The following is a 24,479-nucleotide window of genomic DNA, read 5'->3' as shown; positions in this document are numbered from 1 at the left end:
TATGAGCGAGAATCAGAGCCACGGCCCAGGCAAAGGGGTCTTCAATGTAGGTCAGCGCGTGGTGACAACGCTGGTTGGCATGGTCGAGACACGCGTGCGGCTGGCCGTTGCCGAGCTGGAAGAGGAAAAGGCCAATCTGATCCAGATGCTGATCATGATAGGCCTGACCATGCTGTTTACCGCTTTCGGATTGATGAGCCTGATGGTGCTGATTATCTGGGCGGTGGATGCGCAGTACCGGCTGATGGCGATTGCCATCACCACCGGCGTGCTATTCGCGCTGGCGCTGATTTTTGGTTTATGGACGTTGCGTAAATCCCGGCAGTCCACGCTGTTGCGCCATACGCGCAAAGAGCTGGACACCGATCGCACCTTACTGGAGGAGCATCGCTCATGAGTCAGCGTGAACGTGAAGCACGCATTCATGAATTGCTTAATCAGGTACAGCAGCAGCGGCTGGATCTCAGCGCTGCCCGCCGCGATTGGCTGGAAAGCACCGCGCAGTATGATCGCGGCTGGCTGACGTTTCTCAGCCTGCGCCGTTATCTGGCGATTGGCAGCAGCGCGCTCGCCATCTGGTCGATCCGCAGCCCCAACCGCATCATGCGCTGGGCCAAACGCGGACTCGGCCTGTGGAGCACCTGGCGCATGATCAAATCGGCAATGCCGCCACGCTAACTTCCTCACCTTAAACCGGATCGAAAAGGTTCGGTTTTCCTCCTTCAGAATTCCTGAATAACATCGACAGTTTATCTCGCTTACAACTATTGCTGCGCGCGACTATCATCTCCCTCCATCAGCCCGACGAACTGTTTAACGCGGTTTAGCGGGAAAATAACCCGGCAGGCCAACAACCTGCGCCAAAAACCTTGTTGGAGTAAATGATGAAAAAATTCGAAGACTCAGGCCTGCTGCTGGCACGCGTATTAATGACCATCCTGTTTATTACTGCCGGCTGGGGCAAAATCACCGCCTATGCAGGCACCGCACAGTACATGCAGGCGATGGGCGTGCCCGGCTTCCTGCTGCCGCTGGTGATTCTGCTGGAACTGGGCGGCGGCCTGGCGATTCTGTTCGGTTTCCTGACGCGCTTCACCGCGCTGTTCACCGCCGGCTTCACGCTGCTGACCGCGTTCCTGTTCCACAGCAACTTTGCGGAAGGCGTTAACCAGCTGATGTTCATGAAAAACCTGTCCATCGCCGGTGGTTTCCTGGTGCTGGGTCTGGTGGGTCCGGGCGCCTACAGCATTGACCGCCTGATTCGTCAGCGCTTTATGCCAGCAACCGCACGCTAAGCACACAAGCCGTGCAACAGCACATATACTGAATAGCAAGGGCGGGGATTTTCCTCGCCCCGTTTTTTTTATGGAGGGCTTATGGGACAACTGATTGACGGTGTCTGGCATGACACCTGGTACGATACGAAGTCAACCGGTGGCCGCTTCAAACGCACAGAAGCAGTCTGGCGTAACTGGATCACGGCAGACGGCAGCGCCGGGCCAACCGGGAAAGCCGGCTTTGCCGCCGAGCGCGATCGTTATCATTTATACGTTTCGCTGGCCTGCCCGTGGGCGCATCGCACCCTGCTGATGCGTCAGCTGAAGGGGTTAGAAGAGATGATTTCGGTGTCAGTGGTGCACCCGCTGATGCTGGAGAATGGCTGGACCTTCGACGATGACTTCCCCGCCGCGACCGGCGATTCGCTGTATCAGAACGAATTCCTCTATCAGCTCTATCTGCATGCCGATCCGCAGTACAGCGGGCGCGTGACCGTGCCGGTGCTGTGGGATAAAAAGCAGCACACGATTGTCAGTAATGAGTCCGCCGATATCATCCGTATGTTTAACAGCGCCTTCGACGCGCAGGGCGCTCGCGCCGGCGATTACTACCCGCCCGAGCTGCGTGACAAGATCGACGAACTCAACGGCTGGATTTATGACACCGTCAATAATGGCGTCTACAAAAGCGGATTTGCCACGTCACAGTCGGCCTATGATGAAGCCGTAACCGCACTGTTCCATTCGCTGGCACGGCTGGAGCAGATTCTGGGTCAGCATCGCTATCTGACCGGCGATCGCCTCACCGAAGCCGATCTGCGCCTGTGGACCACGCTGGTGCGCTTTGACCCGGTCTACGTGACCCACTTTAAGTGCGATCGTCATCGCATCAGCGATTACCGTAACCTGAACGGCTTCCTGCGCGATATTTATCAGATGCCGGGCATTGCCGATACGGTAAACCTGCCGCACATCCGCCATCACTACTACTGCAGCCACAAGACCATCAATCCGAACGGCGTTATTTCGCTGGGACCGGCTTTTGACTGGGATGAGCCGCACGGCCGCGGTTAACGGCTTGCTTACGCATGCCTGCCCTTCTCTCCCACTATTGGGAAAGCAAGGCAGGCAGTATTGCGCTGCCTTAGGCAAATTTGATCAACACCATCCCGGCCAGCAGCAGTGCCACGCCCAGCCAGCCGCGGGTGTTCAGACGTTGTCCGAACAGGATCCAGCCTGCCGCTACGGTAGCCACCAGACCGAAACCGCCCCACAAGGCGTAGGCCACCGAGAGATCGATCCCCTTCACTGCCTGCGACAGGGCACTGAATGCCGCCAGGACAGCCACCAGCGATACCACGCCATACAGCGGACGACGGAAGCCGTTGGCGTATTTCAGCGCGATGTTCGCCACAATTTCCAGCACGATGGCCAGCGCCAGCCAGGCCAGATGCACGACATTAAGCGTGGTCATGACGCAGCTCCTTACGGCTGAATGTCCCCGCTTTGATCAGCGCGATACCCGCGATCAGCGTGATCAAACCCGCCGCCTTCATCACCGACAGCGCCTCGTCAAACAGCATCACGCTGGACAGAGTGATAAACAGAATACCGACGCCTTCCCACATGGCATAAGCCACGCCAAGGGCAATACGTTTAACGGCAAAGGTGAGGAAGATGTATGACAGGGCGATCATCAACAGCATAAAAATATAGCCAGCGCTGCCGCCATTAACGCTGGCCCATTTCATTGACACGGTGCCCGTAATTTCGGCAGCAATCGCTAACGCTAATAAAATCCAGTACAGCATGATTTCTCTCCTGTGAGAAATAAACGCCATCCACGCGCAAACAGCAGCGTGATAGCTGAAAAAGATAAAAATCCAGGAAGGAGAGAAAAAACTACAGCGCGAAGCGCCAGTGCCGATCGCTCAGTGAGCAGCAGAAAACGCAGGTGGGTGAAGAGGTTAATACGTAAAGTGTAACGAAATGGTTATCCATAATTTTACAACTTATCCACGTTGTTGCTTTTCCCGGTGTGGATGAAAAATTGTCCTCAGTAGTTGAACACGCGCCTATTCTGGCACAGGGAAAAGAATGTTTTTGCGGATTTGCGTTTCTTTACGCAGAGAAATGGGGGTTTTGTGCGGTTTTATCTGGCTACGTGCGGTTTTCTGCCCTCACCCTAACCCTCTCCCACGGGGAGAGGGAATAGTTAGGTGCGATTTTCTGGCTACGTGCGGTTTTCTGCCCTCACCCTAACCCTCTCCCACGGGGAGAGGGAATAGTTAAGTGCGGTCTGGCAGGGCGAGCACTCAACTCGCCACACGCACAATCGGTCCCTTCTCCCGCTTGCGGGAGAAGGTTAGGATGAGGGACAGCACGCACCTTACCCCAAAAACAAAACGCCCGCAGATTCTCACCTGCGGGCGTCTTTATAAAAAAGTCGAAACTGACCGATAAGCCGGGTTCTGTCGTGGACAGTCATTCATCTAGGCCAGCAATCGCTCACTGGCTCAAGCAGCCTACCCGGGTTCAGTACGGGCCGTACCATGTGAACCCCTATTTGGCCTTGCTCCGGGTGGAGTTTACCGTGCCACGGACTGTTGCCAGCCGCGCGGTGCGCTCTTACCGCACCCTTTCACCCTTACCTGATCCCATTACTGGGCCATCGGCGGTTTGCTCTCTGTTGCACTGGTCGTAGGCTTGCGCCCCCCAGGCGTTACCTGGCACCCTGCCCTATGGAGCCCGGACTTTCCTCCCCTCTGCCCGTCTCCCCCGAAAGGGACGACGACAAAGCGGCGACTGTCTGGTCAGCTTCGGCGCGGGATAATAGGCGATCCGCCCGCGTTTGTCACGCCTCTTGCTGCTCCAGCGCATACTTGTACAGGGCGTTTTTCTTAACCCCATGAATTTCCGCCGTCAGCGCCGCCGCCTTTTTCAGCGGCAGCTCAGCCTGCAGCAGCGCCAGCGTGTGCAACGCCTCTGCCGGCAGCGTCTCTTCATCCGCTTTATGGCCTTCGACAATGAGCACCATCTCGCCCTTGCGGCGATTCTCATCCGCCTGCACCCACGCCAGCAATTCACCGACCGGCGCACCGTACAATGACTCCCAGGTTTTGGTCAGCTCTCGTGCCAGCACCACGTAGCGCGCCGCGCCCCATACGCTGACCATATCCTGTAGCGTATCCAGCACGCGATGGGTCGATTCGTAGAAAATCAGCGTGCGCGGCTCATCACTCAGGGCACGCAGCGCATCGCAACGCCCTTTACTTTTGGCCGGCAGAAACCCTTCGTAACAGAAACGATCGGACGGTAATCCCGCCGCGCTCAATGCTGTGATCGCCGCGCAGGCACCGGGCAACGGCACCACGCGTACCCCGGCTTCGCGGCAACGACGCACCAGATGGTAGCCCGGATCGTTGATTAACGGCGTGCCCGCATCGGAAACCAGCGCAATGCTCTGGCCCTCCTGCAGCTTCGCTAACAGCACGTCGGCCTTCTGCTGTTCGTTATGGTCGTGAAGTGCGAACAGTCGCGCATTGATGGCGAAATGTTGTAGCAACAGCCCGGTATGACGTGTATCTTCCGCAGCGACCAGATCGACGCTCGCAAGCACCGTCAGCGCACGCTGCGTGATATCACCCAGGTTACCGATCGGGGTAGGAACGATATAGAGCGTGCTGGCAGAAATCTCTGCCCGATCGAGTTGTTTCATTGTTTCATCCGAATTGCCGATTTAATATTGAGCATCTTGAAAAAAACATCACTGGATACAGTATGCTTCCTTCGAAAGTCGTACGTCATAAAGCAGGACGCCTGGTCCCTGTTTTGCTCGCGGGCCTGATTCTGGCCGCCTGTAGCGGCCAGGGACCGCAGCAAACCTCAAGCGTAAACGTGCAGGGTCCTGCCACGGGCCGCTCTGACTATTATCTGCAGCAGGTGCAGCAAAGCAGCGATGATAGCAAGACCGACTGGCAATTACTTGCCATCCGTGCCCTGCTGAAGGAAGGAAAGTATCCGCAGGCGCAAAATCAGCTCGGTCAGCTGCCACAGCAGCTCTCTGACGTGCAACAGCAGGAACTGCTGCTGCTGCGCGCCCAGCTGCAAATTGCCCAGCAGGATTTCAACGGTGCTCAGCAGCTGCTGGGACAGATAAAAGCCGCTGACCTGTCGCAGGATCAGCAGGTGCGCTACTACGCGCTGCAGATTGCCGCTGCGCAAAATCGTCCGTCGCTCGCGCTGCTGCGCGCCTATATTGCTCAGGAACCGCTGCTGAAAGGCGCCGATCACCAGAGCAATATTGACGCCACCTGGCAGGCGCTGACCCAGCTTACCCAGGATCAGCTCAACAGCGTGGTGATCAACGCCGACGAAAATACGCTACAGGGCTGGCTCGACCTGCTGAATACCTGGCACGCCAACAGCCAGGATGCCCAGATGCTGAAAGCCGCCATTAGCGACTGGCAGACGCGCTATCCGCAAAACCCCGGCGCGAAAACCCTGCCGACCCAGCTCAGCCAGGTGCAGAACTTTACTAAAGCCTCGACCAGCACAATCGCGCTGCTGCTGCCGCTTAATGGTCAGGCGCAGGTGTTCGCCAGTGCCATCCAGAAAGGCTTTAACGATGCGAAAAACGGTGTGCTGACTGCGCCGGCAGCCCCTGCCGCACCGGCCAGCAGCGATGCCAGCGCCTCCACGCAACAGCCCGCCAGCACGGCAACGCCAGCCAATGGCGATGCCAACGCGGTAGTCAGTCCGGCGGCCGCGGCCATCACGCCGTCAGACAGCGCACAGCCGCAGCAGCCCGCCGCACAGCCAGCCGTCGCGCAGCCTGCCAGCAGCGCCCAGGTGAAAGTGTATGACACCAGCAGCCAGCCGATTGCTCAGGTGATGCAGCAGGCGCAGCAGGATGGTGCCACCCTGGTGGTTGGTCCGCTGCTGAAAAATAACGTGGAACAGGTCGCCAACAGCCAGACACCGCTGAACGTGCTGGCGCTCAACGAGCCAGAGCAGATCCAGAACCATCCGAATATTTGCTATTTTGCGCTTTCTCCTGAAGACGAAGCGCGCGATGCCGCGCACCATATCTGGGATCAGGGCAAACGCCAGCCGTTGCTGCTGATGCCGCGCAGCAGCTATGGCGACCGCGTGGGCAAAGCGTTTGCGCAGGAGTGGCAGAAGCTGGGCGGCGCAACCGTGCTGCAGCAGCGTTTCGGCGGCGTGGGCGAGCTGAAACAGGGCATCAACAGCGGTGCCGGTATTGCACTGAGCGGCACGCCGCTGACGGTACAGCCGGACCAGCCGCAGGGCGTGGCGGTCGCCGGTCTGACGATTCCGGCACCGCAGACCAGCACTCCTGCACCTGAGAGCGCCAGCAGCAGCGGCAGCGTTGATGCGGTTTACATTATTGCCACTCAGGACGAACTGCAGCTGATCAAGCCGATGATTGCCATGCGCACCAGCAGCCGCAATAACATCGCCCTGTATGCCAGCTCGCGCAGCGCGCAGGCTGGTGCCGGTCCGGACTTCCGGCTGGAGATGGATGGCCTGCAGTTCAGCGATATTCCGCTGCTGTCCGGCGCCAATCCAGGCCTGATGCAGCAGGCGGCGCGCAGTTTCAACAACGACTATTCGCTGGTACGCCTCTATGCGATGGGCATTGATGCCTGGACGCTGGCGAATCAGTTTAACCAGATGCGTCAGGTACCGGGCTTCGCCATTGATGGCAACACCGGCAAGCTGAGCGCCGACACGGATTGCGTGATCAACAGGAAGTTGGCATGGAACCAGTATCGTCAGGGACAAATCGTTCCGGTGCAGTAAACCGCCAGCGCCTCGGCGCTGAGCAGGAGCAGCAGGCGCGTCGCTACCTTGAGCGCGCCGGACTGCAGTGGGAAGCCAGCAATGTGCGCTGCCGCAGCGGGGAAATCGACCTGATTATGCGCGACGCGGATTGCTGGGTGTTTGTTGAAGTGCGCTATCGGCGCGATGCACGTTTTGGCGGCGCGGCTGCCAGCGTGACGCGCCAGAAACAACAAAAGTTGCTGCGTACCGCTGCGCTGTGGTTGCTGGCACGCGGCGGCAGTTTTGATACGGTGAATTGCCGTTTTGACATCATCGCCATCACCGGGCGCGAACTGGTGTGGCTGGCCGATGCCTTTCGTGCGGATGGATAGAACCAGGTGGTCTTGTGCAGGACAGAATTAAAGCGTGTTTTACCGAAAGTATTCAGACGCAAATCGCCGCAGCCGAAGCGCTGCCAGATGCGATTTCCCGCGCCGCGATGACGCTGGTGCAGTCATTGCTGAACGGCAACAAAATCCTCAGCTGCGGTAACGGCGCTTCGGCGGCTAACGCCCAGCATTTTGCCGCCAGCATGATTAACCGTTTTGAGACCGAGCGTCCCAGCCTGCCGGCGCTGGCGCTGAGTGCGGACAATGTGATGCTGACGGCAATCGGTAACGACCGTCTGCACGACGAAATTTATGCCAAGCAGGTTCGTGCGCTTGGACAGGCCGGCGACGTTCTGCTGGCCATCTCCACCCGTGGCAACACCCGCGATATTGTTAAAGCGGTGGAAGCTGCGGTTACCCGCGATATGACTATCGTCGCGCTGACCGGCCATGACGGCGGTGAGCTGGCGGGCCTGCTCGGTCCGCACGATGTGGAAATTCGCATTCCGTCACATCGCAGCGCACGCATTCAGGAGATGCATATGCTGACGCTGAACTGCCTGTGCGATTTGATTGATAACACCTTGTTCCCACACCAGGAATGACTGAAGGAGCTCAAATGAAAGCATTGAACGCTATCGCCATTCTGTTAACCGCCATGCTGCTGCAGGGCTGCGTGGCGGTTGTCGCCGGCGGCGCTGCGGTCGCCACCAAAACCGCCACCGACCCACGTACCGTGGGCACGCAGGTTGATGACGGCACGCTGGAGCTGCGCGTCACTAACGCGCTGGCAAAAGATGAGCAGATCAAAAATCAGGCGCGCGTGGTCGTGACCGCGTATCAGGGCAAAGTACTGCTGACCGGTCAGGCACCGTCAGCCGATCTCGCCAGCCGGGCGAAACAGATCGCCATGGGCGTTGATGGCGCGACAGAGGTGTATAACGAGATTCGCACCGGGCAGAAAGTGAGCCTTGGCACGTCTTCATCGGATACGTGGATCACCACCAAAATCCGCTCGCAGCTGCTGGGCAGCGATCAGGTGAAATCGTCCAACGTGAAAGTCACCACTGAGAACGGGGAAGTGTTCCTGCTGGGTCTGGTAACGCAGGAAGAAGCGAAGGCAGCAGCGGATATCGCCAGCCGTGTCAGCGGCGTGAAGCACGTCACCACCGCCTTTACCATTCTGAAATAATGCCACAGGCGGCCAGCAGGGCCGCCTTTTTTATACCGGAATATCAATCACCAGCGCACGCAGCGGCGTTTCCGCCTGCAGCGTAATCTGCGCCTCTTCACTGACAAACGCCCCATCGCCACAGCGCAGCTGCTCCTGATGCGCACTGCTGGCCCGTACCTCAAGCGCACCGTGAATCGACTGCAAATAGGCGCGCGGTCCGTGCAGCGCCAGGCTGTACTGCTCGCCTGGTGCCAGCGTGACCTGATGTACCCACACCTGCTGGCGCAGCTGCAAACTGCCGTCCGCACCATCCGGTGACGCAATCAGCACATGGGTTTGCTGCGGCAGCGCACGTTTTTGCAGCAGCGGATTTTCCCGTTCCGGACAGGCGGCCAGCCACAGCTGCATGCGCGTCAGTGGGCGATCCTTGCTGATATTGTGTTCGCTGTAATTGACGCCCTGGCGAGCCGACAGCAGCATCGCTTCGCCCTCGCGCGCCACCAGGTGATTGCCTTCGCTGTCGCGGTATTCGGCTTCACCCTGCAGCACCAGGTTGAGCACATCCACCTGCGGATAGGTGCGCGGCTGAAATGCCGCACCGGGTGCCAGCACTTCCTGATTTAGCACGCGCAGCGAGGCGTAGCCCATCAGCTGGGGATCAAAATAGTGGCCAAATGAGAAGCTATAGCGCGCCTGCAACCAACCGAAATCGGCCTGGCCACATGCGGACGCGCAGCGGGTTGTCATCATGCTTTACCTCCGACGCACTGCGGTGAGAATCCACCACAGGCTTTATACGTCAATGGTAAAAGGCTGGACGCCGGATTGTTAGCCAGTTAATCTGCCTGGCATATTCAAATTTACTGACAGAGAGTCGGCATGGCTAAAGAGCGCGCGTTAACCCTGGAAGCTTTACGTGTGATGGATGCTATTGACCGTCGCGGCAGCTTCGCCGCGGCGGCCGACGAGCTGGGACGCGTGCCATCGGCGCTGAGCTACACCATGCAGAAGCTGGAAGAGGAGCTGGATGTGGTGCTGTTTGACCGCTCCGGCCATCGCACCAAATTCACCAACGTCGGGCGAATGCTGCTGGAACGCGGCCGCGTGCTGCTGGAAGCCGCCGATAAACTCACCACCGATGCCGAAGCGCTGGCGCGCGGCTGGGAAACCCATCTGACCATCGTGGCCGAAGCGCTAATCCCGACCGAACTGCTGTTCCCGCTGGTCGAGAAGCTGGCCGAGAAAGCCAATACGCAGATTTCGCTGGTCACCGAAGTGCTGGCGGGCGCGTGGGAGCGACTGGAACAGGGGCGCGCCGACATCGTGATCGCGCCGGATTTGCATTTTCGCGCCTCCACCGAAATCAACACGCGCAAGCTGTACAGCATTATGAGCGTGTATGTTGCCAGTCCGGATCACCCGATTCATCAGGAAGCCGAGCCGCTGTCCGAGGTCACGCGCGTTAAGTATCGCGGCATCGCCGTGGCGGACACCGCGCGCGAACGTCCGGTGTTGACGGTGCAGCTGCTGGACAAACAGCAGCGCCTGACGGTAAGCAGCATGGATGATAAACGCCGCGCGCTGCTGGCCGGTCTGGGCGTAGCGACCATGCCCTATCCGATGGTGGAGAAAGATATCGCCGAAGGCCGCCTGCGCGTCGTCAGCGCCGAGTATACCCGTGAGGTGGATATTATTATGGCGTGGCGTCGCGATAGCATGGGTGAAGCCAAAGCCTGGTGTCTGCGTGAGATTCCGAAACTGCTGGCGAAACGCGGCTGATTTCTGGTGCTGGCGGCGTTTCGCCCTCACCCCAGCCCTCTCCCGCAAGCGGGAGAGGGAGCCGTCCGCGCGTGGTTTGAGGGCCAGAATTCAGTCATTCCACCGGGCCTGAGGATCAGCGCCTGAACTCACTCGCCGCTGGGTCGGTCCCCTCGCCCGCTTGCGGGAGAGGGCTGGGGTGAGGGACAAACCGCACCCATCCCCATCACAACCGGCTCAGACAATCCATCGCCACCGCTTTAAAGCTGACGAAATCAGCGCAGTCGCGCAGTCTTGTTACCGCCCTTTCGCGCAGGAAGGTGACAAACAGATCGTAAATCGCCATCGCCTCCTCGTATTCACTCTTACTGATCGCCAGCAGAAAAATTACCGAAGCCGTCTCATCGCCCCAGCTCACGCCGTGCGGGGCCAGCACGGTATAAACCACGGTTTTTTTAGCCAGTAATCCCAGCGAGTGTGGCAGCGCAATCCCTTCGCCCAGCATGGTACTGACAATCGCTTCACGCTCTTCGACTGAAGGATAAAAATCAGCATCGACATAGCCCTCCGCCTCGAGCCGATCGCACAGCAGGCGGAACAGCGCCGACTGACTCATCGGCCGGTCGAGCACCATGAAATGCTGCGCGTCGAAGTACTTCTCCAGCATGTAAGGCCGGGTGCGGTCCACCAGCACCAGCTTGCCGAGCTGTTCCAGCTGAAACTCCGTAGGGAATGGCGACATCATCACTACCGGCTTGTTCTTCTCGCTGAGCCGCGCGGTTGAAATAACAAAATCTTCATCAATGTGCGCACGCACCTCGTAGTCACGCTGCGACAGCCGCGCCGTCACCACCAGCTGCGGGTATTTGCGCAGCAGCAGCGCCTCGATCATGCGCAGCGTGGAGTTGCCGCTGTCGCAAACCAGCAACACCTGCGGATGTCGCTGGTAGCCGACATCGTAATGTCGCTCCAGCCCGACGCCGATGTGCAGCACCAGAAAGCCAATTTCGTTTTCGCTGATGGTATACGGCGTGTATTTGCCCCAGCTGGTGACGGCCGCCAGCGTCACATCGTAGGCCATCGGATAGTGCTGCTTGATGTTACTCAGCAGCGGATTAGGGATGTGGATCTGATAGCGCACGCGGGTGATCATGGTTTTGATGTGCGTGAGCAGATCGGCGCGCAGCTGCTCATCCTGCTGCAGCCGGTAGTTGTAATGGGTGTTGATGTAGTTAAGCAGGTAATCCACCAGCGCATCCGCGTCATCGGCGTTGATGGTGCTGGGGGCCAGCGCCTGAATCTGCCGCGCCGCAATGTTAACGCGCAGCCAGTTCTCTTCCGCCTGCGAGATGCCTTTACCCACCAGCGGACGCATCAGATTAACCAGATCGTGCGCCGCCTCGCGTATCTCCTCGCCGACATCCTCCGCGCCGGGATCGCTGAGCGGGAAGCCTTCGCTGATGCGGCGCACCGCCACCGCGCAGTAAATCAGCAGATAGCGCTCGCCTTCATCGCTCAGCCGGATGGCATGCTGCGTGAAACACTGCGCCAGCAGTGGCTGCAGCTGCGCCAGCATGCCGCTGTGCAGCGCCTCGACCGTCAGCAACGGGCTGTCGGGTGTCTGCTGGTCGATTTGCCACAGCAGATCGGTCAGGCAGGTGCGAATCGCCGCCTCGCTGCCAAACAGTTTCATACCGTAGCGCGGCTTGGTTTCGATGTTGAGATGATAGCGGCCCAGCCACTCGCGCACTTCCGCCATATCGCTCTGCAGCGTGGCGCGGCTGACGAACCACTCTTCCGACAGATCTTCCAGCTTGAGCGAATACGCGGCGGTGAGAAAGCGGCTCAGCAAATAGCGCACCCGATCCTGCGAGGTGCGCGGCACCCGCAGCGGTGCCGCACTCTCCTGCTGCAGGCGGCCGAAGCGCACCGCGTCGTCGATTTTTAGCTGATAGCCCGCGCCGCGCGCCAGCACGAACTGAGCGCCGTGCTGTTCCAGCAGCGCATTGAGCGCGGTGATGTCGGTGCGCACCGTGCGCGTTGAAACGGAAAAACGCCGCGCCAGCTCATCCTGTGGCAGCGTTTCGCTTTGCAGCGCCGCGAAGAGTTGAGCTAAACGCTGATTGGGAAATCTCACGGAGCCTCACCTGTTACTCATTTGTTACAGCAGTTTCTTGCACGTTGCCAGAAGCTGACGCACATCGTCAATGCGCGTGTCGCCGCTGGCGCTATCAATAATTGAGCTGTAAACGTGCGGGATGACTTTACTGACCCCGGCCTCCAGAGCAATCCGCACAATCTCTTCGAAATTACTGAGATCGATACCGCCGGTCGGCTCCAGCCAGAAATCATGGTGCGCACAGGCGTCCGCCACCGCGCGATACTCCTCCACCGCTTTCAGTCCGCCCATCGGGAAATACTTCACCGAACTGCCGCCCATATCCTGCAGCATGGCGATCGCCGTGGCGATCGGCACAATGCCGTCCGCCGCCTGCGAACTGCGCGGACCGGTGGAGATTTTCACCTTGCCCGGCGTGCCGGTTGGTGAAACCAGACCGTTCACGATGGTGTGTGGCTGTCCGAGCAGCGCGCGGCTGGTGGCCACGCCGGTAAAGACCTGATTAACGTGCTGCGGCTGCAGTTCCGCCGAGATTTCACTGACCATCGCCGACTGATTCGGGTCGCCCGCACCCAGCCCGACCGACAGCGCATTATCAATCAGCGCCGCGTACTCGCGCATATCGGCAATCGCGGCCTCATTCGAGGCGTAGTTTTTCGACAGAACGCCGACCAGCACATGCCCTTCTGCCGCCTGCCAGATCGCCTGCGCATTCTGCTTTGAACCAGCCAGCACGTTGAGGCACAGACGGCCCTGATAGAAATTGGGGTTGAGATTCATGCGCGTTTTCCTCCGCTGAGCAGCGCCTGGATGCGGCTAAAGATAATGTGCAGCTGTTCCGCGCTGACGCTGCGCACATCCGCTTCGATAATGCCTTCGTTGGCTTTATAGCCGCGGAAATAGATGGCGATGTCGCCGTTTTTCAGCGCCTGCACCAGCTCGCCGGTCGGCCAGCCCGTCACCGCTTCATCAAATTTGATCTCAGCGCGGGCGATATCACGACCGGCCGCATCCCACACCACGCGCGCGCTGACGCCGTTCAGCGTGTTGAGGTTATCGATAAAGGGCGTCATCTTCGCCACCATGTCGGCACCGCTGGTTTTGCTCTGCAGCAGATAGTTTTCAATCGCCTGAGTCAGACCGAGAATGCCCTCTTTGCCAACTTTCATCGCGCGGCCAATGCCGTTGCTCTGGCGTTTCACCCACTCGACGTACTGGCTGCGGCCAATCACCAGGCCGCTGGTTGGCCCTTCAATCGCTTTGGCACCGCTGTAGATCACCAGGTCAGCCCCCATCTGGTAATAGCACTGCAAATCCTCTTCGGCCGCCGCATCGACAATCAGCGGAATGCCGTGTTTGCGTGCGACCACCGCCGCCTGTTCGACGCTGAGATGGCTTTTCTGCACACAGTGATGCGACTTAACGTACAGCAGCGCCGCGGTGGTCGGCGTGATGGCCGCCGCCAGCTGTTCTGGCGAGCACTCATTGCTGTAGCCGGCTTCAATCAGGCGTCCGCCGCCCAGCGCCACCATGCTGCCCACCGGCGCGCCGTAGTTCACGTTATGGCCTTTCGGCACCACAATGTCGTGCGGCACGCTGAGCGGCGCGGTGTGCAGGTTATCCAGCAGCCAGTCGTTATCTTTGACGATCACCGCCGCTACGCACTGGGCAATACCGGCCGAGGCGCAGGACACCACCACCGCGTTTTCGACTTCCAGCAGGCGCGCGATGTAGGCACCGGTTTTGTTGACCAGATCTTTGATCTCAAAGTAGTGATTGAGGCCGTAGCTGACGGTATCCACCACGTCGGCGGACGGCGTCGACACGCCAAGAATGGTCATACGGCCGGAGGCGTTGATCACCTGTTTCAGGTCATATTTCTCATAAATCGAAGACATGATGCGCTTTCCCTTCCTCAGTCAGATGCCACTGGCCCGCGATCACCACGGCCAGCGGCAGCAAATGTTGCTCACCCGTGACCCGTTCGCCTTCAGCATCGACGAACGGGCGGGCTTCCTCTTTGACGGTAAAAATTGTCAGATCGGCGTCATAACCGGCGGTGAGATGCCCTTTACCGGCCAGACGCAGACCCGCTGCGGCATTAACGGTGACGCAGGCGATCACCTGCGGCAGCGTCATGCCGATGGAGAAAAATTTCGACATCACGTGCGCCAGGCTGTGCACCGGGCCGTTGATGCGGTTGCGACAATAGATATCGGAGCTGATGGTGTCCGGCAGAATGCCCTGGGCAATCGCCTCGCGCGCCACCGCAAAACTGAAGCTGGCGCTGCCGTGGCCGATATCCAGCTTCACGCCGCGCGCGATCGCCTGCTTAACCGCCGCTTTCAGCTCGCCCTGCGGTGACAGAATGCGGTTCGGCTTGCCGTTAAAGCAGTGAGTGATGATGTCGCCGGAAGTGAGCAGCGCGGCGATCTCCTCCAGCACCGGCGGGTTGTTACCGATGTGCACCATCAGCGGCAGATTGCCCGCCGCCTGCTGAATGGCTTTGGCGCGCACCAGCGGCTGAATGCCGTTGTCGCCGACCACGCTGCTGCTCATGCGTGCCTTCAGGCCGACAATAAAGTCCGGGCGACGCTGTACCGCCTGCACCACCGCTTCACCGTCGATCTGCGCCATGTCGGCCAGCTCGTTCTGCGTGACGATGCCGGTGCGCGAGATGTTGATCAGCGCGCGCACTTCGGTCTTCGCGCTGCGCGTCAGCTGATAAAAGTCGTCGATGTGATCGGCACCGGTGCTGCCCGCATCCACCACGGTGGTGACGCCCTGCGCCACGCCAATCGCGTCGGCTTCGTCGTGGTAAATCGGTGATTTGGGATAGCAGTGTACGTGGCTGTCAATCCAGCCGGCGCTGACGTAGTAGCGGCCGCCGAGATCGCGCTCCTGTTGCGCTGCGCCGTCCACCTTACCGACCGCCGCGATTTTGCCGGCGCGAATCGCGATATCCACCAGCTGTTCATCACACAGACGCGCGCGGCGCAGAATCAGATCAAACATGCTTACTCCTCATGGTGCGCATGAATGCGCACCCTACAATCAATGCTTTACTCTAACGCTTGCGTAATATCAGGCATTGTAGGGTCGCCATTCATGGCGACCGCACACATCAAAGCGAAACCGGGAAGATAGCGCCGAGCACCATGGCACCGAGAATCGCGCCGCCGGTAATCGGCTTGTTCCACAGGTAAAACAGCAGCGCACCGACCAGCGAACCGAGGCCGATCGGAATCGACGCCGCCATAGCAGACAGAATAATCAGTGGACCAAGGAAGCGACCGGAGGCATTCCCGGCGCCCATCATTACGTCCGCGCCGTAGGTGGAATCGCTCTGGTTGATGGTGAATTTACGCGCGAGGATAATCACGTAGCCAATCGCCACGCCAATCACCAGCCCGGTTGCCAGCGAGGCGGCAAAGTTCGCCACCGGAAACACGATACCGGCTCCAAGCAGCAGCGCTGGCACACCGAGGCCGACGCCGGTCTGAATCGCGCCGCCGATATCCAGAATCCCTACCAGCGAGCCTTCAATAATGCGGGCAAACAGGAAGCTGGCACCAAACGCCGCCACCGCGCCGTACACGCCGGTTTCCATGCCGGAGCGCAGCATCGAAACGAATGCCACTTCGTTAAAAGCACCGATGCCGTACAGGTAGTACATGTGCGTCCCGGCGAATACGCCGGAGGAGAGCAGGCCGACAAACAGCGGGAAAGACCAGTCGGCGTACCAGAACCCTTTGTTTTCGTTCTCGTTCATGCTGAAGGCTCCTTATTTGCCGCTCAGACTGTTGTGGATCATGTCGAGCCAGCCAGGGATGCCGAGCTGGAAGGATTGCAGCAGTTTCACATCGAAGCCACGGAAGAAGCCGCTCAGCACAAACAGCAGGACAATCGCAGCCATCATCACTTTGGTGACTTTGTTCCAGCCGCTCTCTTCCACGCCTTTACCGATCAGAATGCCCAGCACCAGACCCGGCACGGCATTACCCATGATCAACTGCGCCAGACCACCAAAAATGGTTGCCCAGAAGCCCGATTTCTTACCGGCATCTATCGCCGCCAGCCAGAAGATCACCGGCATCACCGTGTTCACCAGCAGATTCGCCGCCGGCACCAGCACCTTTACCGCGGTCACCTGCAGCGCAGCCGGTACGGCGGAAGCAGTACTGTTCAGGAAGGCCACCACGATCATGCCGATGATGCCGCAGGCAATCGCCATGCGTTTCGGGTTATGCAGCGTTTCCGCGACGTTGCGGTTCTTTACCATCAGTGCGGCCGCGCCCCAGTTCGGCAGAATGCGGTGATCCACATCCTGCGTGAAGGAGCCCGCGGCAACGGAGGATGCCCAGGCGTTAAAGAAGAAGCCGAGACCAAAGGAGAAGTGCGAAGCCGGATCGCCCTCGCAGGAGTTGAGCTCGCCCAGCGTACGGAAGGCACCCATCCCCTGCGTGACGGGCGCGTGGAACATGCGCGCCGCGCCCGCTCCAACGCCCACGCCGACTAATCCACCTATGATCAACGACTTAAACAAAATGATTAAAAACATAATGTTACCCTTGTTGTCGTTATTCTTACGTTGCTGTGAAGGTCACGCTCTCGGTGTCGATCACAGTGACGCTGACGGTAATTTCCAGCTCCACGCTGTAATTCCGCCGTTCACGCGCGAGGAAGAAGAACAGAAATTTCTCCTTCCGCACGCTCTCCTGCGCGCGCAGCACCCGCACATCGAGCGGTTCAATGCGCAACAGAATTTTCTGGCTGGTGCGCAGCACCTGCTGCTGCACCTTGCTGAGCGCATCGGCGAAGGCTTTTGCTTTGCTGTCGCCTTTGCCCTGCACCGTGACCTGCGTCTCATACTGTTGTTTCATGCTTAGCTGCCGTGTTTTTTATTCCAGGCCTGAACCAGACGCTCACCCAGCTCTTCTTTATCCATGAAGCCAAAACCGAGCACGGTGGCGCCTTCGTTGATGGCGGTTACCCCTTCGTCAACCGAACGCATGCCGTGTTTGGCTTTGTAGCCGTACTTGTTCTGTGCGGTGATGGCACCGGCACCGCCGCTGCCGCAGAAGGAGATGCCGAAATCAGCGTTTTCCGCTTTCATCACGTCGCCCAGTTTCATATCCGCCGCCACGCCCGGCACCACTACTGCCCGGCCGCCGGCTTTTTCGACGCCAGCTGCCACTTTCTGTCCTTTACCCAGACGATCGCCAATCACTACCGTTACCATATTCTGTTCCTCTCTCAATTCATGCTTCGTTCGATTTCGCCACTTCGATATGCACCGACAGCAGCCAGGCTTCTTCGACAGGCAAATTGCCAAACAGATCCACCACCTGCTGCGCCAGCGCCATGGTCTCAGGCGAGATGTCCTCAAACAGTTCGGCTTCGACGTCCGGCAGCGCCTCTCCGGTGAGAGAGCGAGCCGCCATGGCGCGGACATGTGAGGCCAGCATTTGCTGTTGCACCGCATTGGCTGCAATGTGGTGCGCGGCATACAGCGCCGCGATTTGATTCATCACCTTATCCGCCAGCGCCTGGATTGCCTCCGGCGTGCTCGGTTTCAGCGGGACAGCATCACTCCTCACCTTGTTACTCCTGTTTACAGCGGACAATGTCAGATAATTCGCGTTGAGAAGAAATTACGCTGTCCGCCTGGCGGTGTGGAGACGCAACATTTCCACCTCAAAGTGGAAATCCCACGGGCGACTGTGCGCCAGATCGCACGATGCACGAACTATGCGAGATTGCTCACGAAATGCGTGAAATGAGATAAAAAGTGGGATAAAAACGGTGGAATGACGCGAAGCCGCGGCAGGAATAAGGCCAGCCTGCAGGCTGGCCCGGTTTATCAGCGGAATTTCTTATGGTTGGCGTTACGGATATCTTCCAGTTTCTTCGCTTCGGTTTTCGCCTCGTCCAGCTTGTTGGCCTGCGCCAGCTGGTCGACAACGTCGATCTGGGCAATCAGTGAGTCCAGACCGGCGTGGTAATCCTTGATCTGTGCGCTGTCAGCGCCCTGACCTTCCAGTTTTTCCGGCGTGGATTTTTTTGCATCCTGCGCAGCGGCACGCATCTTGCCCAGTGCAGCGTGCATTTCCTGTGCGTCAGAAGTTTTCTTGACGACACTCAGCCCGTCTTTCAGGGTATCCATATCCTGCTCCAGGTCAGCCGCGAACAGGCTGGCTGAAGAGAACAGCAACGACAAAGACAACATAGCAATCACATGCTTACGCATAATGTTTTCCTTTAATTATTATCAGGCAAAAAAAAGCAGCCGCTGTGGGCTGCTTTCATCAAGCGATGTCTTTATTGTCCGGCGATTTTCATCTCCGGCAGCAGCACCGATCCGCATTGTATATTGCTGCGCGTTTCAATGTCGTTACCGACCGTTACCATATTGAGCCACATATCTTTGAGGTTGCCCGCAATTGTGATCTCGCTCACAGGGTATTGAATTTCACCGTTTTCAACCCAGAAGCCCGCCGCACCGCGCGAGTAGTCACCGGTCATGGCGCTGACGCTGGAACCCATCATCTCGGTAACGATCAAACCGCGTCCCATCTGCTTCACCAGATCGTCAAAGCTGTGGCCCTGACCGGCGATGCGCCAGTTATGAATGCCGCCCGCGTGGCCGGTGCTTTGCAGGCCGAGCTTACGCGCCGAATAGCTGGTCAGCAGCCAGTTCTGCAGCACGCCATCTTTCACGATTTCGCGCGCTTCGGTGCGTACGCCTTCGCTGTCGAACGGCGTCGACGCCAGCCCTTTCAGCAGGTGCGGCTTCTCTTCAATCGTCAGCCACGACGGCAAAATCTGCTGGCCCAGCGCGTCGAGCAGGAAGGTGGATTTGCGGTAAACGCTGCTGCCGCTGATCATGCCCACCAGATGGCCGAACAGGCCGGTGGCCACTTCCGGTGCGAACAGCACCGGCGCTTTCATGGTCGGCAGCTTACGTGGCGAAAGACGTGCCAGCACGCGGCGCGCGCACTCCGCGCCCACCCAGTCGGCGCTTTGCAGATCGCCCATTGCGCGGCCAATGGTGTAGGCGTAGTCGCGCTCCATGTCACCGTTGTGCTCGGCAATGACGCAGCTCGACAGCGAATGCCGGCTCGAGCAGTAGCTCTGCAGCATGCCGTGGCTGTTACCAAAGACTTTGATGCCGACGTGGCTGTTAAAGCTGCCACCCTCGGTATTGGTGATGCGTTTATCAGCCTGCAGTGCGGCCTGCTCGGCCTGCGCGGCCAGCTCAATGGCGCGATCGGCGTCGATCTCCCACGGGTGATAGAGATCGAGATCCGGCGCCTCAAACGCCAGCAGATCGCGGTCGGCCGGCGCAGCACAGGGATCGGGCGAGGTGTAGCGCGCGATATCGATCGCCGCCTGCACGGTGCGTTTAATCGCGTCCGGGCTGAGATCGGTCGAGGAAGCACTGCCTTTGCGGTTTTGGTGATAGACGGTGATGCCAAGCGCGCCATCGCTGTTGAATTCGACGTTTTCCACTTCGCCGTAACGGGTACTGACACCGATTCCGGTGGTTTTGGTGACCGCCACTTCTGCTCCGTCGGTGCTGGCTTGCGCCAGTTCCAGCGCCTGCGCGACAGCCTGTTCCAACACTTTACGTTGTTCTGCAACCTGAGTAGATACGTTCATCGACCTGCCGTCTAATCTTAAGTATGAATTTATTGAGTCTATCAGACTCAGAGAACAATTTCGCAGTCGCCCGATAAACTGGTAGGATTAGCCTCTTTTTTTAGGGAGCCAACAGATGACGAAGCAGCCCGAAGACTGGCTCGACGATGTGCCGGATAATCAGGAAGAAGAAGACGAAGAGATTATCTGGGTCAGTAAAAGTGAAATTAAACGCGACGCCGAGGAGCTGAAACGCCTGGGCGCCGAGTTAGTGGATTTAGGGAAAAACTCCCTGGATAAGATCCCGCTTGATGAACAGCTGCGTGACGCCATTGAACTGGCGCAGCGCATTAAGAAGGAAGGCCGCCGCCGCCAGCTGCAGCTGATTGGTAAAATGCTGCGTCAGCGCGACGAAGAACCAATCCGCCTGGCACTGGATAAGCTGAAGAACCGCCACAACCAGCAGGTTGCACTGTTCCATAAGCTGGAGCAGCTGCGCGATCGGCTGATCGAGCAGGGTGATGACGCGGTGGCGGAAGTGCTGAATCTCTATCCGCACGCCGACCGTCAGCAGCTGCGCAGTATGATCCGCAACGCTCAGAAAGAGAAAGCCGCCAATAAGCCGCCAAAAGCCGCCCGCCAGATTTTCCAGTACCTGCGCGAGCTGGCTGAAGCGTAAGTCCACTGCGGACGGTTGCCCCGCCCTCACCCTAACCCTCTCCCGCAAGCGGGAGAGGGGATCTAAAGCGCAGTGCTGAGGTAGCTGAGGCAGAGCGCTGAAGTAGCTGAAGCAGAGTGCTGAGGTAGCTGAGGACGAGCGCTGGATGTGACGTCCGCACCGGACGGCCCCTTCTCCCGCTTGCGGGAGAAGGCTGGGATGAGGGCAGATCGCCTCTCGGCCCAGGGCCGGCCACGCATTACTTACCTAACCGCTCCAGCAGTTTCTGATGAATCCCGCCAAAGCCGCCGTTGCTCATCACCAGAATCGAATCACCCGGCTGCGCCGCTTTAGCCACCATCTCCACCAGCGTATCAATGTCCGCGCTCCAGTGCGCCGGCTGAATGCAGGCGTCCGCAACGTCCGCGACCTGCCACGGAATGTGGTGCGGCTGGAACAGGAATACCTCATCGGCACGCCCTAACGAAGGGGCCAGTTCGTTCTTGCTCACGCCCATCTTCATGGTATTAGAGCGCGGCTCAAGCACCGCCAGAATGCGTGCGGTGCCGCCGACTTTACTGCGCAGCGCCGCCAGCGTAGCGAGAATCGCCGTTGGGTGATGGGCAAAATCGTCATACACCTTAATCGCGTTCACTTCGCCGCGTAGCTCGAGGCGACGACGCGCGTTAATGAAACTGTTCAGCGCCTCACCGGCATCGCACGGCTTCACGCCAACGTGACGTGCGGCGGCAATCGCCATCAGGCCGTTGTGCATATTGTGTTCGCCGACCAGCGCCCAGTTCACTTCCGCCACTTTCTCACCGTCGAGCCAGGCTTCCCAGCGCGAGGCATCCGGTACCAGCTTCTTCGCCTGCCAGCGGCCGTTGTCGCCCACGCTCTCCTGCTCGCTCCAGCAGCCCATCGCCATCACCTGCTTAATATTGTGATCGTGTTCCGGCAGCAGGATCTTGCCCTGACCCGGCACGATGCGCACCAGATGGTGGAACTGCTTCTGGATCGCCCGCAGATCGTCGAAGATGTCGGCATGATCGAACTCAAGATTGTTGAGGATCATGGTGCGCGGGCAGTAGTGTACAAACTTGGAACGCTTGTCGAAAAACGCGCAGTCGTACTCATCCGCCTCGATGACGAAGAATGGACTTTTTCCTAATTTTGCCGATACGTCGAAGTTACCCGGCACCCCACCAATAATAAAGCCCGGTTCCAGGCCGCAGGCCTCGAGAATCCACGCTGCCATGCCGGCTGTGGTGGTTTTGCCATGGGTACCGGCCACCGCCAGCACCCAGCGATCGCGCAGCACGAAATCATGCAGCCATTGCGGTCCGGAGAGGTAAGGAATGTTGCGTTCCAGCACCGCTTCCACGCACGGGTTGCCGCGCGTCATGGCGTTGCCGATGATTACCAGGTCCGGTTCCGGGTCCAGCTGCGAGGCGTCGTAACCTTCAGTTAATTCAATGCCTTGCTGTTGCAGCAGCGTGCTCATCGGCGGATAGACATTGGCATCTGAACCGGTCACTTCGTGTCCGAGCGAGCGGGCCAGCATCGCCAGTCCGCCCATAAAAGTGCCACAAATCCCAAGGATGTGAATGCGCATAAAAAGATCCATTACTCAAAAGTTCGGCGCACAGTGTAACGCCGAGTCCGGAGGGAAGAAACGGATTAGGACTATGGTTTTTGAAGTTCAATCGGCTAAACTGCGTACGCATACGTTGGTAGCTTGTTACAGCTGCTGCCACTCCATCGTAGATTCAGGGAATGTGTTATGAAAACGTTAGGCGAATTCATCGTCGAGAAGCAACACGACTTTCCTCACGCCACAGGTGAACTGACGGCGCTGATTTCCTCCATCAAGCTGGGCGCAAAAATCATCCACCGCGACATAAACAAAGCGGGTCTGGTGGATATTCTTGGTGCCAGCGGCGTAGAGAACGTGCAGGGTGAGCAGCAGATGAAGCTGGATCTGTTCGCTAACGAAAAGCTGAAAGCGGCACTGAAGGCGCGCGGTGTGGTCGCGGGGATTGCTTCCGAAGAAGAAGATGAGTTTGTCATCTTTGAAGGTTCGGAGAACGGTAAGTACGTAGTATTGATGGACCCGCTGGATGGTTCTTCGAACATCGACGTTAACGTTTCCGTCGGCACCATTTTCTCGATTTATCATCGTATTAGCGAGCCAGGCACGCCGATCACTGAAGCCGATTTCATGCAACCGGGCCACAAGCAGGTTGCCGCAGGTTACGTGGTGTACGGTTCCTCAACCATGATGGTGTACACCACTGGCGTGGGCGTTCATGCCTTCACTTACGATCCGTCGCTCGGTGTGTTCTGCCTGAGCCACGAACGCATGACCTTCCCGGAAAAAGGCTACACCTACTCGATCAACGAAGGGAATTACATCCGCTTCCCGCAGGGCGTGAAAAAGTACCTGAAGTTCTGCCAGGAAGAAGATGTATCAACGAAGCGCCCTTACACCTCGCGCTACATCGGTTCGCTGGTGGCGGATTTCCACCGTAACCTGCTGAAAGGCGGCATTTATCTCTATCCCAGCACCGCCAGCCACCCGAAAGGCAAGCTGCGCCTGCTGTATGAGTGCAACCCGATGGCCTTCCTCGCCGAACAGGCGGGCGGTAAAGCCAGCGACGGTAAAAACCGTATCCTTGATATTCAGCCGGAAACGCTGCACCAGCGCTGCCCGTTCTTCTGCGGTAATGATGCGATGGTCGACGACGTTGAACGCTTTATGCGTGAGTTCCCGGACGAACATCAGGCGTAAGTAAGCGGGCAGTTAAAATGCCTGCGTGTGTGATGCCTGTCAGTAAATGATTTTCGGTCGCCATTAATGGCGACCCTACAGGTCGATGGCACGGTTTATGTTGGGTGCGCATGAATGCGCACCGGCATACAGAAATTAATTGCCACTTAATCGGCATTACGCCGGCGCCCAGGCTTAATTATTTTTTATTTCTGATTCTTGCCTGACGATTAATTAATTCACCATTCTCCGCATAATAACGACTCGGCCAGATCTCAGCCGGCGAAATACCAATTGCTTCGGCAATAATTAATTCCCCTTTCGGCCACGGACGCGCCAGCGCGTTGGCTAACGTGGTGGAACATAATCCCGCCTGTCGGGATAACGCCGCCATTGAGGTTCCCTTTTTACGCAGCGCCGCAATGATATCGGCCGGATGCCAGTCTGACTTCGCATTATTCACGCAACTCTCCTTAGTTCGCTTATCCATTCCCGTAACGATACTACGTTACTCGTAGTATCTGACAAGCGCTAAATCTACGATTCTCGTAGTCATGAAACCGACCTCCTCGCTGCAAGACACTTTTTGTCGACGCCTGAAACAAGCGCGTCTGGCGAAAGGTTTGTCGCAGAAAGGATTGGGTATTGCCGCAGGGATCGAAGAGTTTTCTGCCAGCGCGCGTATTAATCGCTATGAACTGGGCGTGCATAAACCGGATTTATTAACGCTGCAATTACTGGCGCAGGTACTGGAAGTGCCGGCAGCCTATTTTCTGGCGGAAGATGATCGGCTGGCAGCCATGATTCTGGCATTTCCCGCCGGTCTGAACAGCGGTGCACCATAAGGCGCACCGCGTAAATTACCGCGTTATCTTCTCCCGCGTCGCCATCCATCAGGGCAAACGC

General features: G+C 58.3%; 29 protein-coding genes and 1 other RNA gene. 12 read left to right on the top strand and 18 right to left on the bottom strand.

Annotated elements, in window-relative coordinates:
* The first annotated feature begins 1 nt into the window (after window position 1).
* From OXR61_RS13215 to OXR61_RS13200, 4 genes are all read left to right on the top strand, one after another.
* Entirely contained in the window at window positions 2-397 is a 396-nt protein-coding gene (locus tag OXR61_RS13215) for a phage holin family protein (protein ID WP_021312955.1), read from the top strand.
* Window positions 394-678 carry a YqjK-like family protein gene (locus OXR61_RS13210; protein ID WP_010618800.1) on the top strand — a complete coding sequence of 95 codons (285 nt, stop codon included), beginning with the start codon at window positions 394-396 and terminating at the stop codon, window positions 676-678. Before OXR61_RS13215 ends, OXR61_RS13210 begins: the two co-directional genes overlap by 4 nt.
* Window positions 679-884: 206 nt before the next feature.
* Window positions 885-1,295, top strand: coding sequence for a DoxX family protein (locus OXR61_RS13205; RefSeq protein WP_010618799.1), 411 nt, complete (start codon window positions 885-887; stop codon window positions 1,293-1,295).
* Between the two features lie 81 nt (window positions 1,296-1,376).
* Entirely contained in the window at window positions 1,377-2,351 is a 975-nt protein-coding gene (locus OXR61_RS13200) for a glutathione S-transferase family protein (protein ID WP_021509710.1), read from the top strand.
* Between the two features lie 70 nt (window positions 2,352-2,421).
* Here the strand turns inward: OXR61_RS13200 and mdtI are convergent, their stop codons facing one another.
* From mdtI to rsmI, 4 genes are all read right to left on the bottom strand, one after another.
* Window positions 2,422-2,751: a multidrug/spermidine efflux SMR transporter subunit MdtI gene (gene mdtI / locus OXR61_RS13195; RefSeq protein ID WP_021509711.1), complete on the bottom strand. Its 330-nt coding sequence runs from the start codon at window positions 2,749-2,751 to the stop codon at window positions 2,422-2,424.
* Complete coding sequence (mdtJ, locus tag OXR61_RS13190) at window positions 2,738-3,088, bottom strand: multidrug/spermidine efflux SMR transporter subunit MdtJ (RefSeq protein WP_021509712.1); 351 nt, start codon at window positions 3,086-3,088, stop codon at window positions 2,738-2,740. Before mdtJ ends, mdtI begins: the two co-directional genes overlap by 14 nt.
* A gap of 633 nt (window positions 3,089-3,721) precedes the next feature.
* Window positions 3,722-4,098: RNase P RNA component class A (gene rnpB, locus OXR61_RS13185), an RNA gene on the bottom strand.
* A 33-nt stretch (window positions 4,099-4,131) separates the two neighbouring features.
* The gene (rsmI, locus tag OXR61_RS13180; RefSeq protein ID WP_021509713.1) at window positions 4,132-4,995 is read right to left on the bottom strand and encodes a 16S rRNA (cytidine(1402)-2'-O)-methyltransferase; all 864 of its coding nucleotides are present in this window, start codon (window positions 4,993-4,995) and stop codon (window positions 4,132-4,134) included.
* 62 nt (window positions 4,996-5,057) lie between these two features.
* Between rsmI and OXR61_RS13175 the strand changes: the two genes are divergently transcribed.
* From OXR61_RS13175 to dolP, 4 genes are read left to right on the top strand one after another with little or no spacing between them, the layout of a single operon-like run.
* Window positions 5,058-7,103: a penicillin-binding protein activator gene (locus OXR61_RS13175; RefSeq protein ID WP_031280147.1), complete on the top strand. Its 2,046-nt coding sequence runs from the start codon at window positions 5,058-5,060 to the stop codon at window positions 7,101-7,103.
* Window positions 7,061-7,456 carry a YraN family protein gene (locus tag OXR61_RS13170; protein WP_021509715.1) on the top strand — a complete coding sequence of 132 codons (396 nt, stop codon included), beginning with the start codon at window positions 7,061-7,063 and terminating at the stop codon, window positions 7,454-7,456. Before OXR61_RS13175 ends, OXR61_RS13170 begins: the two co-directional genes overlap by 43 nt.
* 14 nt (window positions 7,457-7,470) lie before the next feature.
* Window positions 7,471-8,058, top strand: coding sequence for a DnaA initiator-associating protein DiaA (diaA, locus tag OXR61_RS13165; protein ID WP_021509716.1), 588 nt, complete (start codon window positions 7,471-7,473; stop codon window positions 8,056-8,058).
* A 14-nt stretch (window positions 8,059-8,072) separates the two neighbouring features.
* Window positions 8,073-8,645: a division/outer membrane stress-associated lipid-binding lipoprotein gene (dolP, locus tag OXR61_RS13160; protein WP_021509717.1), complete on the top strand. Its 573-nt coding sequence runs from the start codon at window positions 8,073-8,075 to the stop codon at window positions 8,643-8,645.
* 30 nt (window positions 8,646-8,675) lie between these two features.
* Here the strand turns inward: dolP and OXR61_RS13155 are convergent, their stop codons facing one another.
* Window positions 8,676-9,377 (bottom strand): pirin family protein, encoded by a 702-nt coding sequence (locus OXR61_RS13155; RefSeq protein ID WP_031280148.1) that lies wholly within the window; start codon window positions 9,375-9,377, stop codon window positions 8,676-8,678.
* Window positions 9,378-9,506: 129 nt separating this feature from the next.
* Between OXR61_RS13155 and OXR61_RS13150 the strand changes: the two genes are divergently transcribed.
* Window positions 9,507-10,406: a LysR family transcriptional regulator gene (locus OXR61_RS13150; RefSeq protein ID WP_021509719.1), complete on the top strand. Its 900-nt coding sequence runs from the start codon at window positions 9,507-9,509 to the stop codon at window positions 10,404-10,406.
* Between the two features lie 205 nt (window positions 10,407-10,611).
* On the opposite strand, the gene OXR61_RS13145 is transcribed toward OXR61_RS13150, so the two are convergent.
* The 11 genes from OXR61_RS13145 to pmbA form a co-directional block, all read right to left on the bottom strand.
* The gene (locus OXR61_RS13145; RefSeq protein ID WP_021509720.1) at window positions 10,612-12,522 is read right to left on the bottom strand and encodes a PRD domain-containing protein; all 1,911 of its coding nucleotides are present in this window, start codon (window positions 12,520-12,522) and stop codon (window positions 10,612-10,614) included.
* Window positions 12,523-12,546: 24 nt separating this feature from the next.
* Window positions 12,547-13,284 carry a KDGP aldolase family protein gene (locus OXR61_RS13140; protein WP_021509721.1) on the bottom strand — a complete coding sequence of 246 codons (738 nt, stop codon included), beginning with the start codon at window positions 13,282-13,284 and terminating at the stop codon, window positions 12,547-12,549.
* The gene (locus OXR61_RS13135; protein ID WP_021509722.1) at window positions 13,281-14,402 is read right to left on the bottom strand and encodes a DgaE family pyridoxal phosphate-dependent ammonia lyase; all 1,122 of its coding nucleotides are present in this window, start codon (window positions 14,400-14,402) and stop codon (window positions 13,281-13,283) included. Before OXR61_RS13135 ends, OXR61_RS13140 begins: the two co-directional genes overlap by 4 nt.
* On the bottom strand, window positions 14,386-15,519 hold the full coding sequence (locus tag OXR61_RS13130; RefSeq protein WP_021509723.1) for an amidohydrolase/deacetylase family metallohydrolase: 1,134 nt from the start codon (window positions 15,517-15,519) through the stop codon (window positions 14,386-14,388). The genes OXR61_RS13135 and OXR61_RS13130 overlap by 17 nt, the downstream gene beginning before the upstream one ends.
* 109 nt (window positions 15,520-15,628) lie before the next feature.
* Window positions 15,629-16,276, bottom strand: coding sequence for a DUF4310 family protein (locus tag OXR61_RS13125; RefSeq protein WP_021509724.1), 648 nt, complete (start codon window positions 16,274-16,276; stop codon window positions 15,629-15,631).
* Between the two features lie 12 nt (window positions 16,277-16,288).
* A complete protein-coding gene (locus OXR61_RS13120) occupies window positions 16,289-17,065 on the bottom strand; it encodes a DUF4311 domain-containing protein (protein ID WP_021509725.1) in 777 nt (258 codons plus the stop codon).
* Window positions 17,066-17,090: 25 nt separating this feature from the next.
* The gene (locus OXR61_RS13115; RefSeq protein WP_021509726.1) at window positions 17,091-17,387 is read right to left on the bottom strand and encodes a DUF4312 family protein; all 297 of its coding nucleotides are present in this window, start codon (window positions 17,385-17,387) and stop codon (window positions 17,091-17,093) included.
* A gap of 2 nt (window positions 17,388-17,389) precedes the next feature.
* Entirely contained in the window at window positions 17,390-17,746 is a 357-nt protein-coding gene (locus tag OXR61_RS13110; protein WP_021509727.1) for an SFCGS family glycine-rich protein, read from the bottom strand.
* Window positions 17,747-17,765: 19 nt separating this feature from the next.
* Window positions 17,766-18,104: a glycine dehydrogenase gene (locus OXR61_RS13105; RefSeq protein WP_010617110.1), complete on the bottom strand. Its 339-nt coding sequence runs from the start codon at window positions 18,102-18,104 to the stop codon at window positions 17,766-17,768.
* 263 nt (window positions 18,105-18,367) lie between these two features.
* Window positions 18,368-18,754, bottom strand: a complete 387-nt coding sequence (cybC, locus tag OXR61_RS13100) for a cytochrome b562 (RefSeq protein ID WP_021509728.1) — start codon at window positions 18,752-18,754, stop codon at window positions 18,368-18,370.
* A 71-nt stretch (window positions 18,755-18,825) separates the two neighbouring features.
* Window positions 18,826-20,166, bottom strand: coding sequence for a metalloprotease PmbA (gene pmbA, locus OXR61_RS13095; protein WP_021509729.1), 1,341 nt, complete (start codon window positions 20,164-20,166; stop codon window positions 18,826-18,828).
* 115 nt (window positions 20,167-20,281) lie between these two features.
* Between pmbA and yjgA the strand changes: the two genes are divergently transcribed.
* On the top strand, window positions 20,282-20,824 hold the full coding sequence (gene yjgA / locus OXR61_RS13090; protein ID WP_010617112.1) for a ribosome biogenesis factor YjgA: 543 nt from the start codon (window positions 20,282-20,284) through the stop codon (window positions 20,822-20,824).
* 238 nt (window positions 20,825-21,062) lie between these two features.
* Here the strand turns inward: yjgA and mpl are convergent, their stop codons facing one another.
* Window positions 21,063-22,418 carry a UDP-N-acetylmuramate:L-alanyl-gamma-D-glutamyl-meso-diaminopimelate ligase gene (gene mpl, locus OXR61_RS13085; RefSeq protein ID WP_267412311.1) on the bottom strand — a complete coding sequence of 452 codons (1,356 nt, stop codon included), beginning with the start codon at window positions 22,416-22,418 and terminating at the stop codon, window positions 21,063-21,065.
* 168 nt (window positions 22,419-22,586) lie between these two features.
* Here mpl and fbp point away from each other — a divergent pair, with 168 nt between their 5' ends.
* Window positions 22,587-23,594 carry a class 1 fructose-bisphosphatase gene (gene fbp / locus OXR61_RS13080; RefSeq protein ID WP_021509731.1) on the top strand — a complete coding sequence of 336 codons (1,008 nt, stop codon included), beginning with the start codon at window positions 22,587-22,589 and terminating at the stop codon, window positions 23,592-23,594.
* Between the two features lie 178 nt (window positions 23,595-23,772).
* Here the strand turns inward: fbp and OXR61_RS13075 are convergent, their stop codons facing one another.
* Entirely contained in the window at window positions 23,773-24,036 is a 264-nt protein-coding gene (locus OXR61_RS13075) for a helix-turn-helix transcriptional regulator (RefSeq protein WP_021509732.1), read from the bottom strand.
* Window positions 24,037-24,127: 91 nt separating this feature from the next.
* Between OXR61_RS13075 and OXR61_RS13070 the strand changes: the two genes are divergently transcribed.
* A complete protein-coding gene (locus OXR61_RS13070) occupies window positions 24,128-24,418 on the top strand; it encodes a helix-turn-helix transcriptional regulator (RefSeq protein WP_021509733.1) in 291 nt (96 codons plus the stop codon).
* Window positions 24,419-24,479 lie beyond the last annotated feature (61 nt).

The organism is Pantoea sp. GM_Pan_4 (genome assembly GCF_026541005.1).
Classification (GTDB): Bacteria; Pseudomonadota; Gammaproteobacteria; order Enterobacterales; family Enterobacteriaceae; genus Pantoea; species Pantoea dispersa.
Note: the sequence above shows the minus strand (reverse complement) of the source record. Positions and strands in the feature narration are given on the sequence as shown.

What these genes read in the sequence shown, in the direction of transcription:
- OXR61_RS13215 (WP_021312955.1), top strand. Translation starts at nt 2, where the DNA reads ATGAGCGAGAATCAGAGCCACGGCCCAGGCAAAGGGGTCTTCAATGTA.
- OXR61_RS13210 (WP_010618800.1), top strand. Translation starts at nt 394, where the DNA reads ATGAGTCAGCGTGAACGTGAAGCACGCATTCATGAATTGCTTAATCAG.
- OXR61_RS13205 (WP_010618799.1), top strand. Translation starts at nt 885, where the DNA reads ATGAAAAAATTCGAAGACTCAGGCCTGCTGCTGGCACGCGTATTAATG.
- OXR61_RS13200 (WP_021509710.1), top strand. Translation starts at nt 1,377, where the DNA reads ATGGGACAACTGATTGACGGTGTCTGGCATGACACCTGGTACGATACG.
- mdtI (WP_021509711.1), bottom strand. Translation starts at nt 2,751, where the DNA reads ATGACCACGCTTAATGTCGTGCATCTGGCCTGGCTGGCGCTGGCCATC.
- mdtJ (WP_021509712.1), bottom strand. Translation starts at nt 3,088, where the DNA reads ATGCTGTACTGGATTTTATTAGCGTTAGCGATTGCTGCCGAAATTACG.
- rsmI (WP_021509713.1), bottom strand. Translation starts at nt 4,995, where the DNA reads ATGAAACAACTCGATCGGGCAGAGATTTCTGCCAGCACGCTCTATATC.
- OXR61_RS13175 (WP_031280147.1), top strand. Translation starts at nt 5,058, where the DNA reads ATGCTTCCTTCGAAAGTCGTACGTCATAAAGCAGGACGCCTGGTCCCT.
- OXR61_RS13170 (WP_021509715.1), top strand. Translation starts at nt 7,061, where the DNA reads ATGGAACCAGTATCGTCAGGGACAAATCGTTCCGGTGCAGTAAACCGC.
- dolP (WP_021509717.1), top strand. Translation starts at nt 8,073, where the DNA reads ATGAAAGCATTGAACGCTATCGCCATTCTGTTAACCGCCATGCTGCTG.
- OXR61_RS13155 (WP_031280148.1), bottom strand. Translation starts at nt 9,377, where the DNA reads ATGATGACAACCCGCTGCGCGTCCGCATGTGGCCAGGCCGATTTCGGT.
- OXR61_RS13150 (WP_021509719.1), top strand. Translation starts at nt 9,507, where the DNA reads ATGGCTAAAGAGCGCGCGTTAACCCTGGAAGCTTTACGTGTGATGGAT.
- OXR61_RS13140 (WP_021509721.1), bottom strand. Translation starts at nt 13,284, where the DNA reads ATGAATCTCAACCCCAATTTCTATCAGGGCCGTCTGTGCCTCAACGTG.
- OXR61_RS13135 (WP_021509722.1), bottom strand. Translation starts at nt 14,402, where the DNA reads ATGTCTTCGATTTATGAGAAATATGACCTGAAACAGGTGATCAACGCC.
- OXR61_RS13130 (WP_021509723.1), bottom strand. Translation starts at nt 15,519, where the DNA reads ATGTTTGATCTGATTCTGCGCCGCGCGCGTCTGTGTGATGAACAGCTG.
- OXR61_RS13125 (WP_021509724.1), bottom strand. Translation starts at nt 16,276, where the DNA reads ATGAACGAGAACGAAAACAAAGGGTTCTGGTACGCCGACTGGTCTTTC.
- OXR61_RS13120 (WP_021509725.1), bottom strand. Translation starts at nt 17,065, where the DNA reads ATGTTTTTAATCATTTTGTTTAAGTCGTTGATCATAGGTGGATTAGTC.
- OXR61_RS13115 (WP_021509726.1), bottom strand. Translation starts at nt 17,387, where the DNA reads ATGAAACAACAGTATGAGACGCAGGTCACGGTGCAGGGCAAAGGCGAC.
- OXR61_RS13110 (WP_021509727.1), bottom strand. Translation starts at nt 17,746, where the DNA reads ATGGTAACGGTAGTGATTGGCGATCGTCTGGGTAAAGGACAGAAAGTG.
- cybC (WP_021509728.1), bottom strand. Translation starts at nt 18,754, where the DNA reads ATGCGTAAGCATGTGATTGCTATGTTGTCTTTGTCGTTGCTGTTCTCT.
- pmbA (WP_021509729.1), bottom strand. Translation starts at nt 20,166, where the DNA reads ATGAACGTATCTACTCAGGTTGCAGAACAACGTAAAGTGTTGGAACAG.
- yjgA (WP_010617112.1), top strand. Translation starts at nt 20,282, where the DNA reads ATGACGAAGCAGCCCGAAGACTGGCTCGACGATGTGCCGGATAATCAG.
- mpl (WP_267412311.1), bottom strand. Translation starts at nt 22,418, where the DNA reads ATGCGCATTCACATCCTTGGGATTTGTGGCACTTTTATGGGCGGACTG.
- fbp (WP_021509731.1), top strand. Translation starts at nt 22,587, where the DNA reads ATGAAAACGTTAGGCGAATTCATCGTCGAGAAGCAACACGACTTTCCT.
- OXR61_RS13070 (WP_021509733.1), top strand. Translation starts at nt 24,128, where the DNA reads ATGAAACCGACCTCCTCGCTGCAAGACACTTTTTGTCGACGCCTGAAA.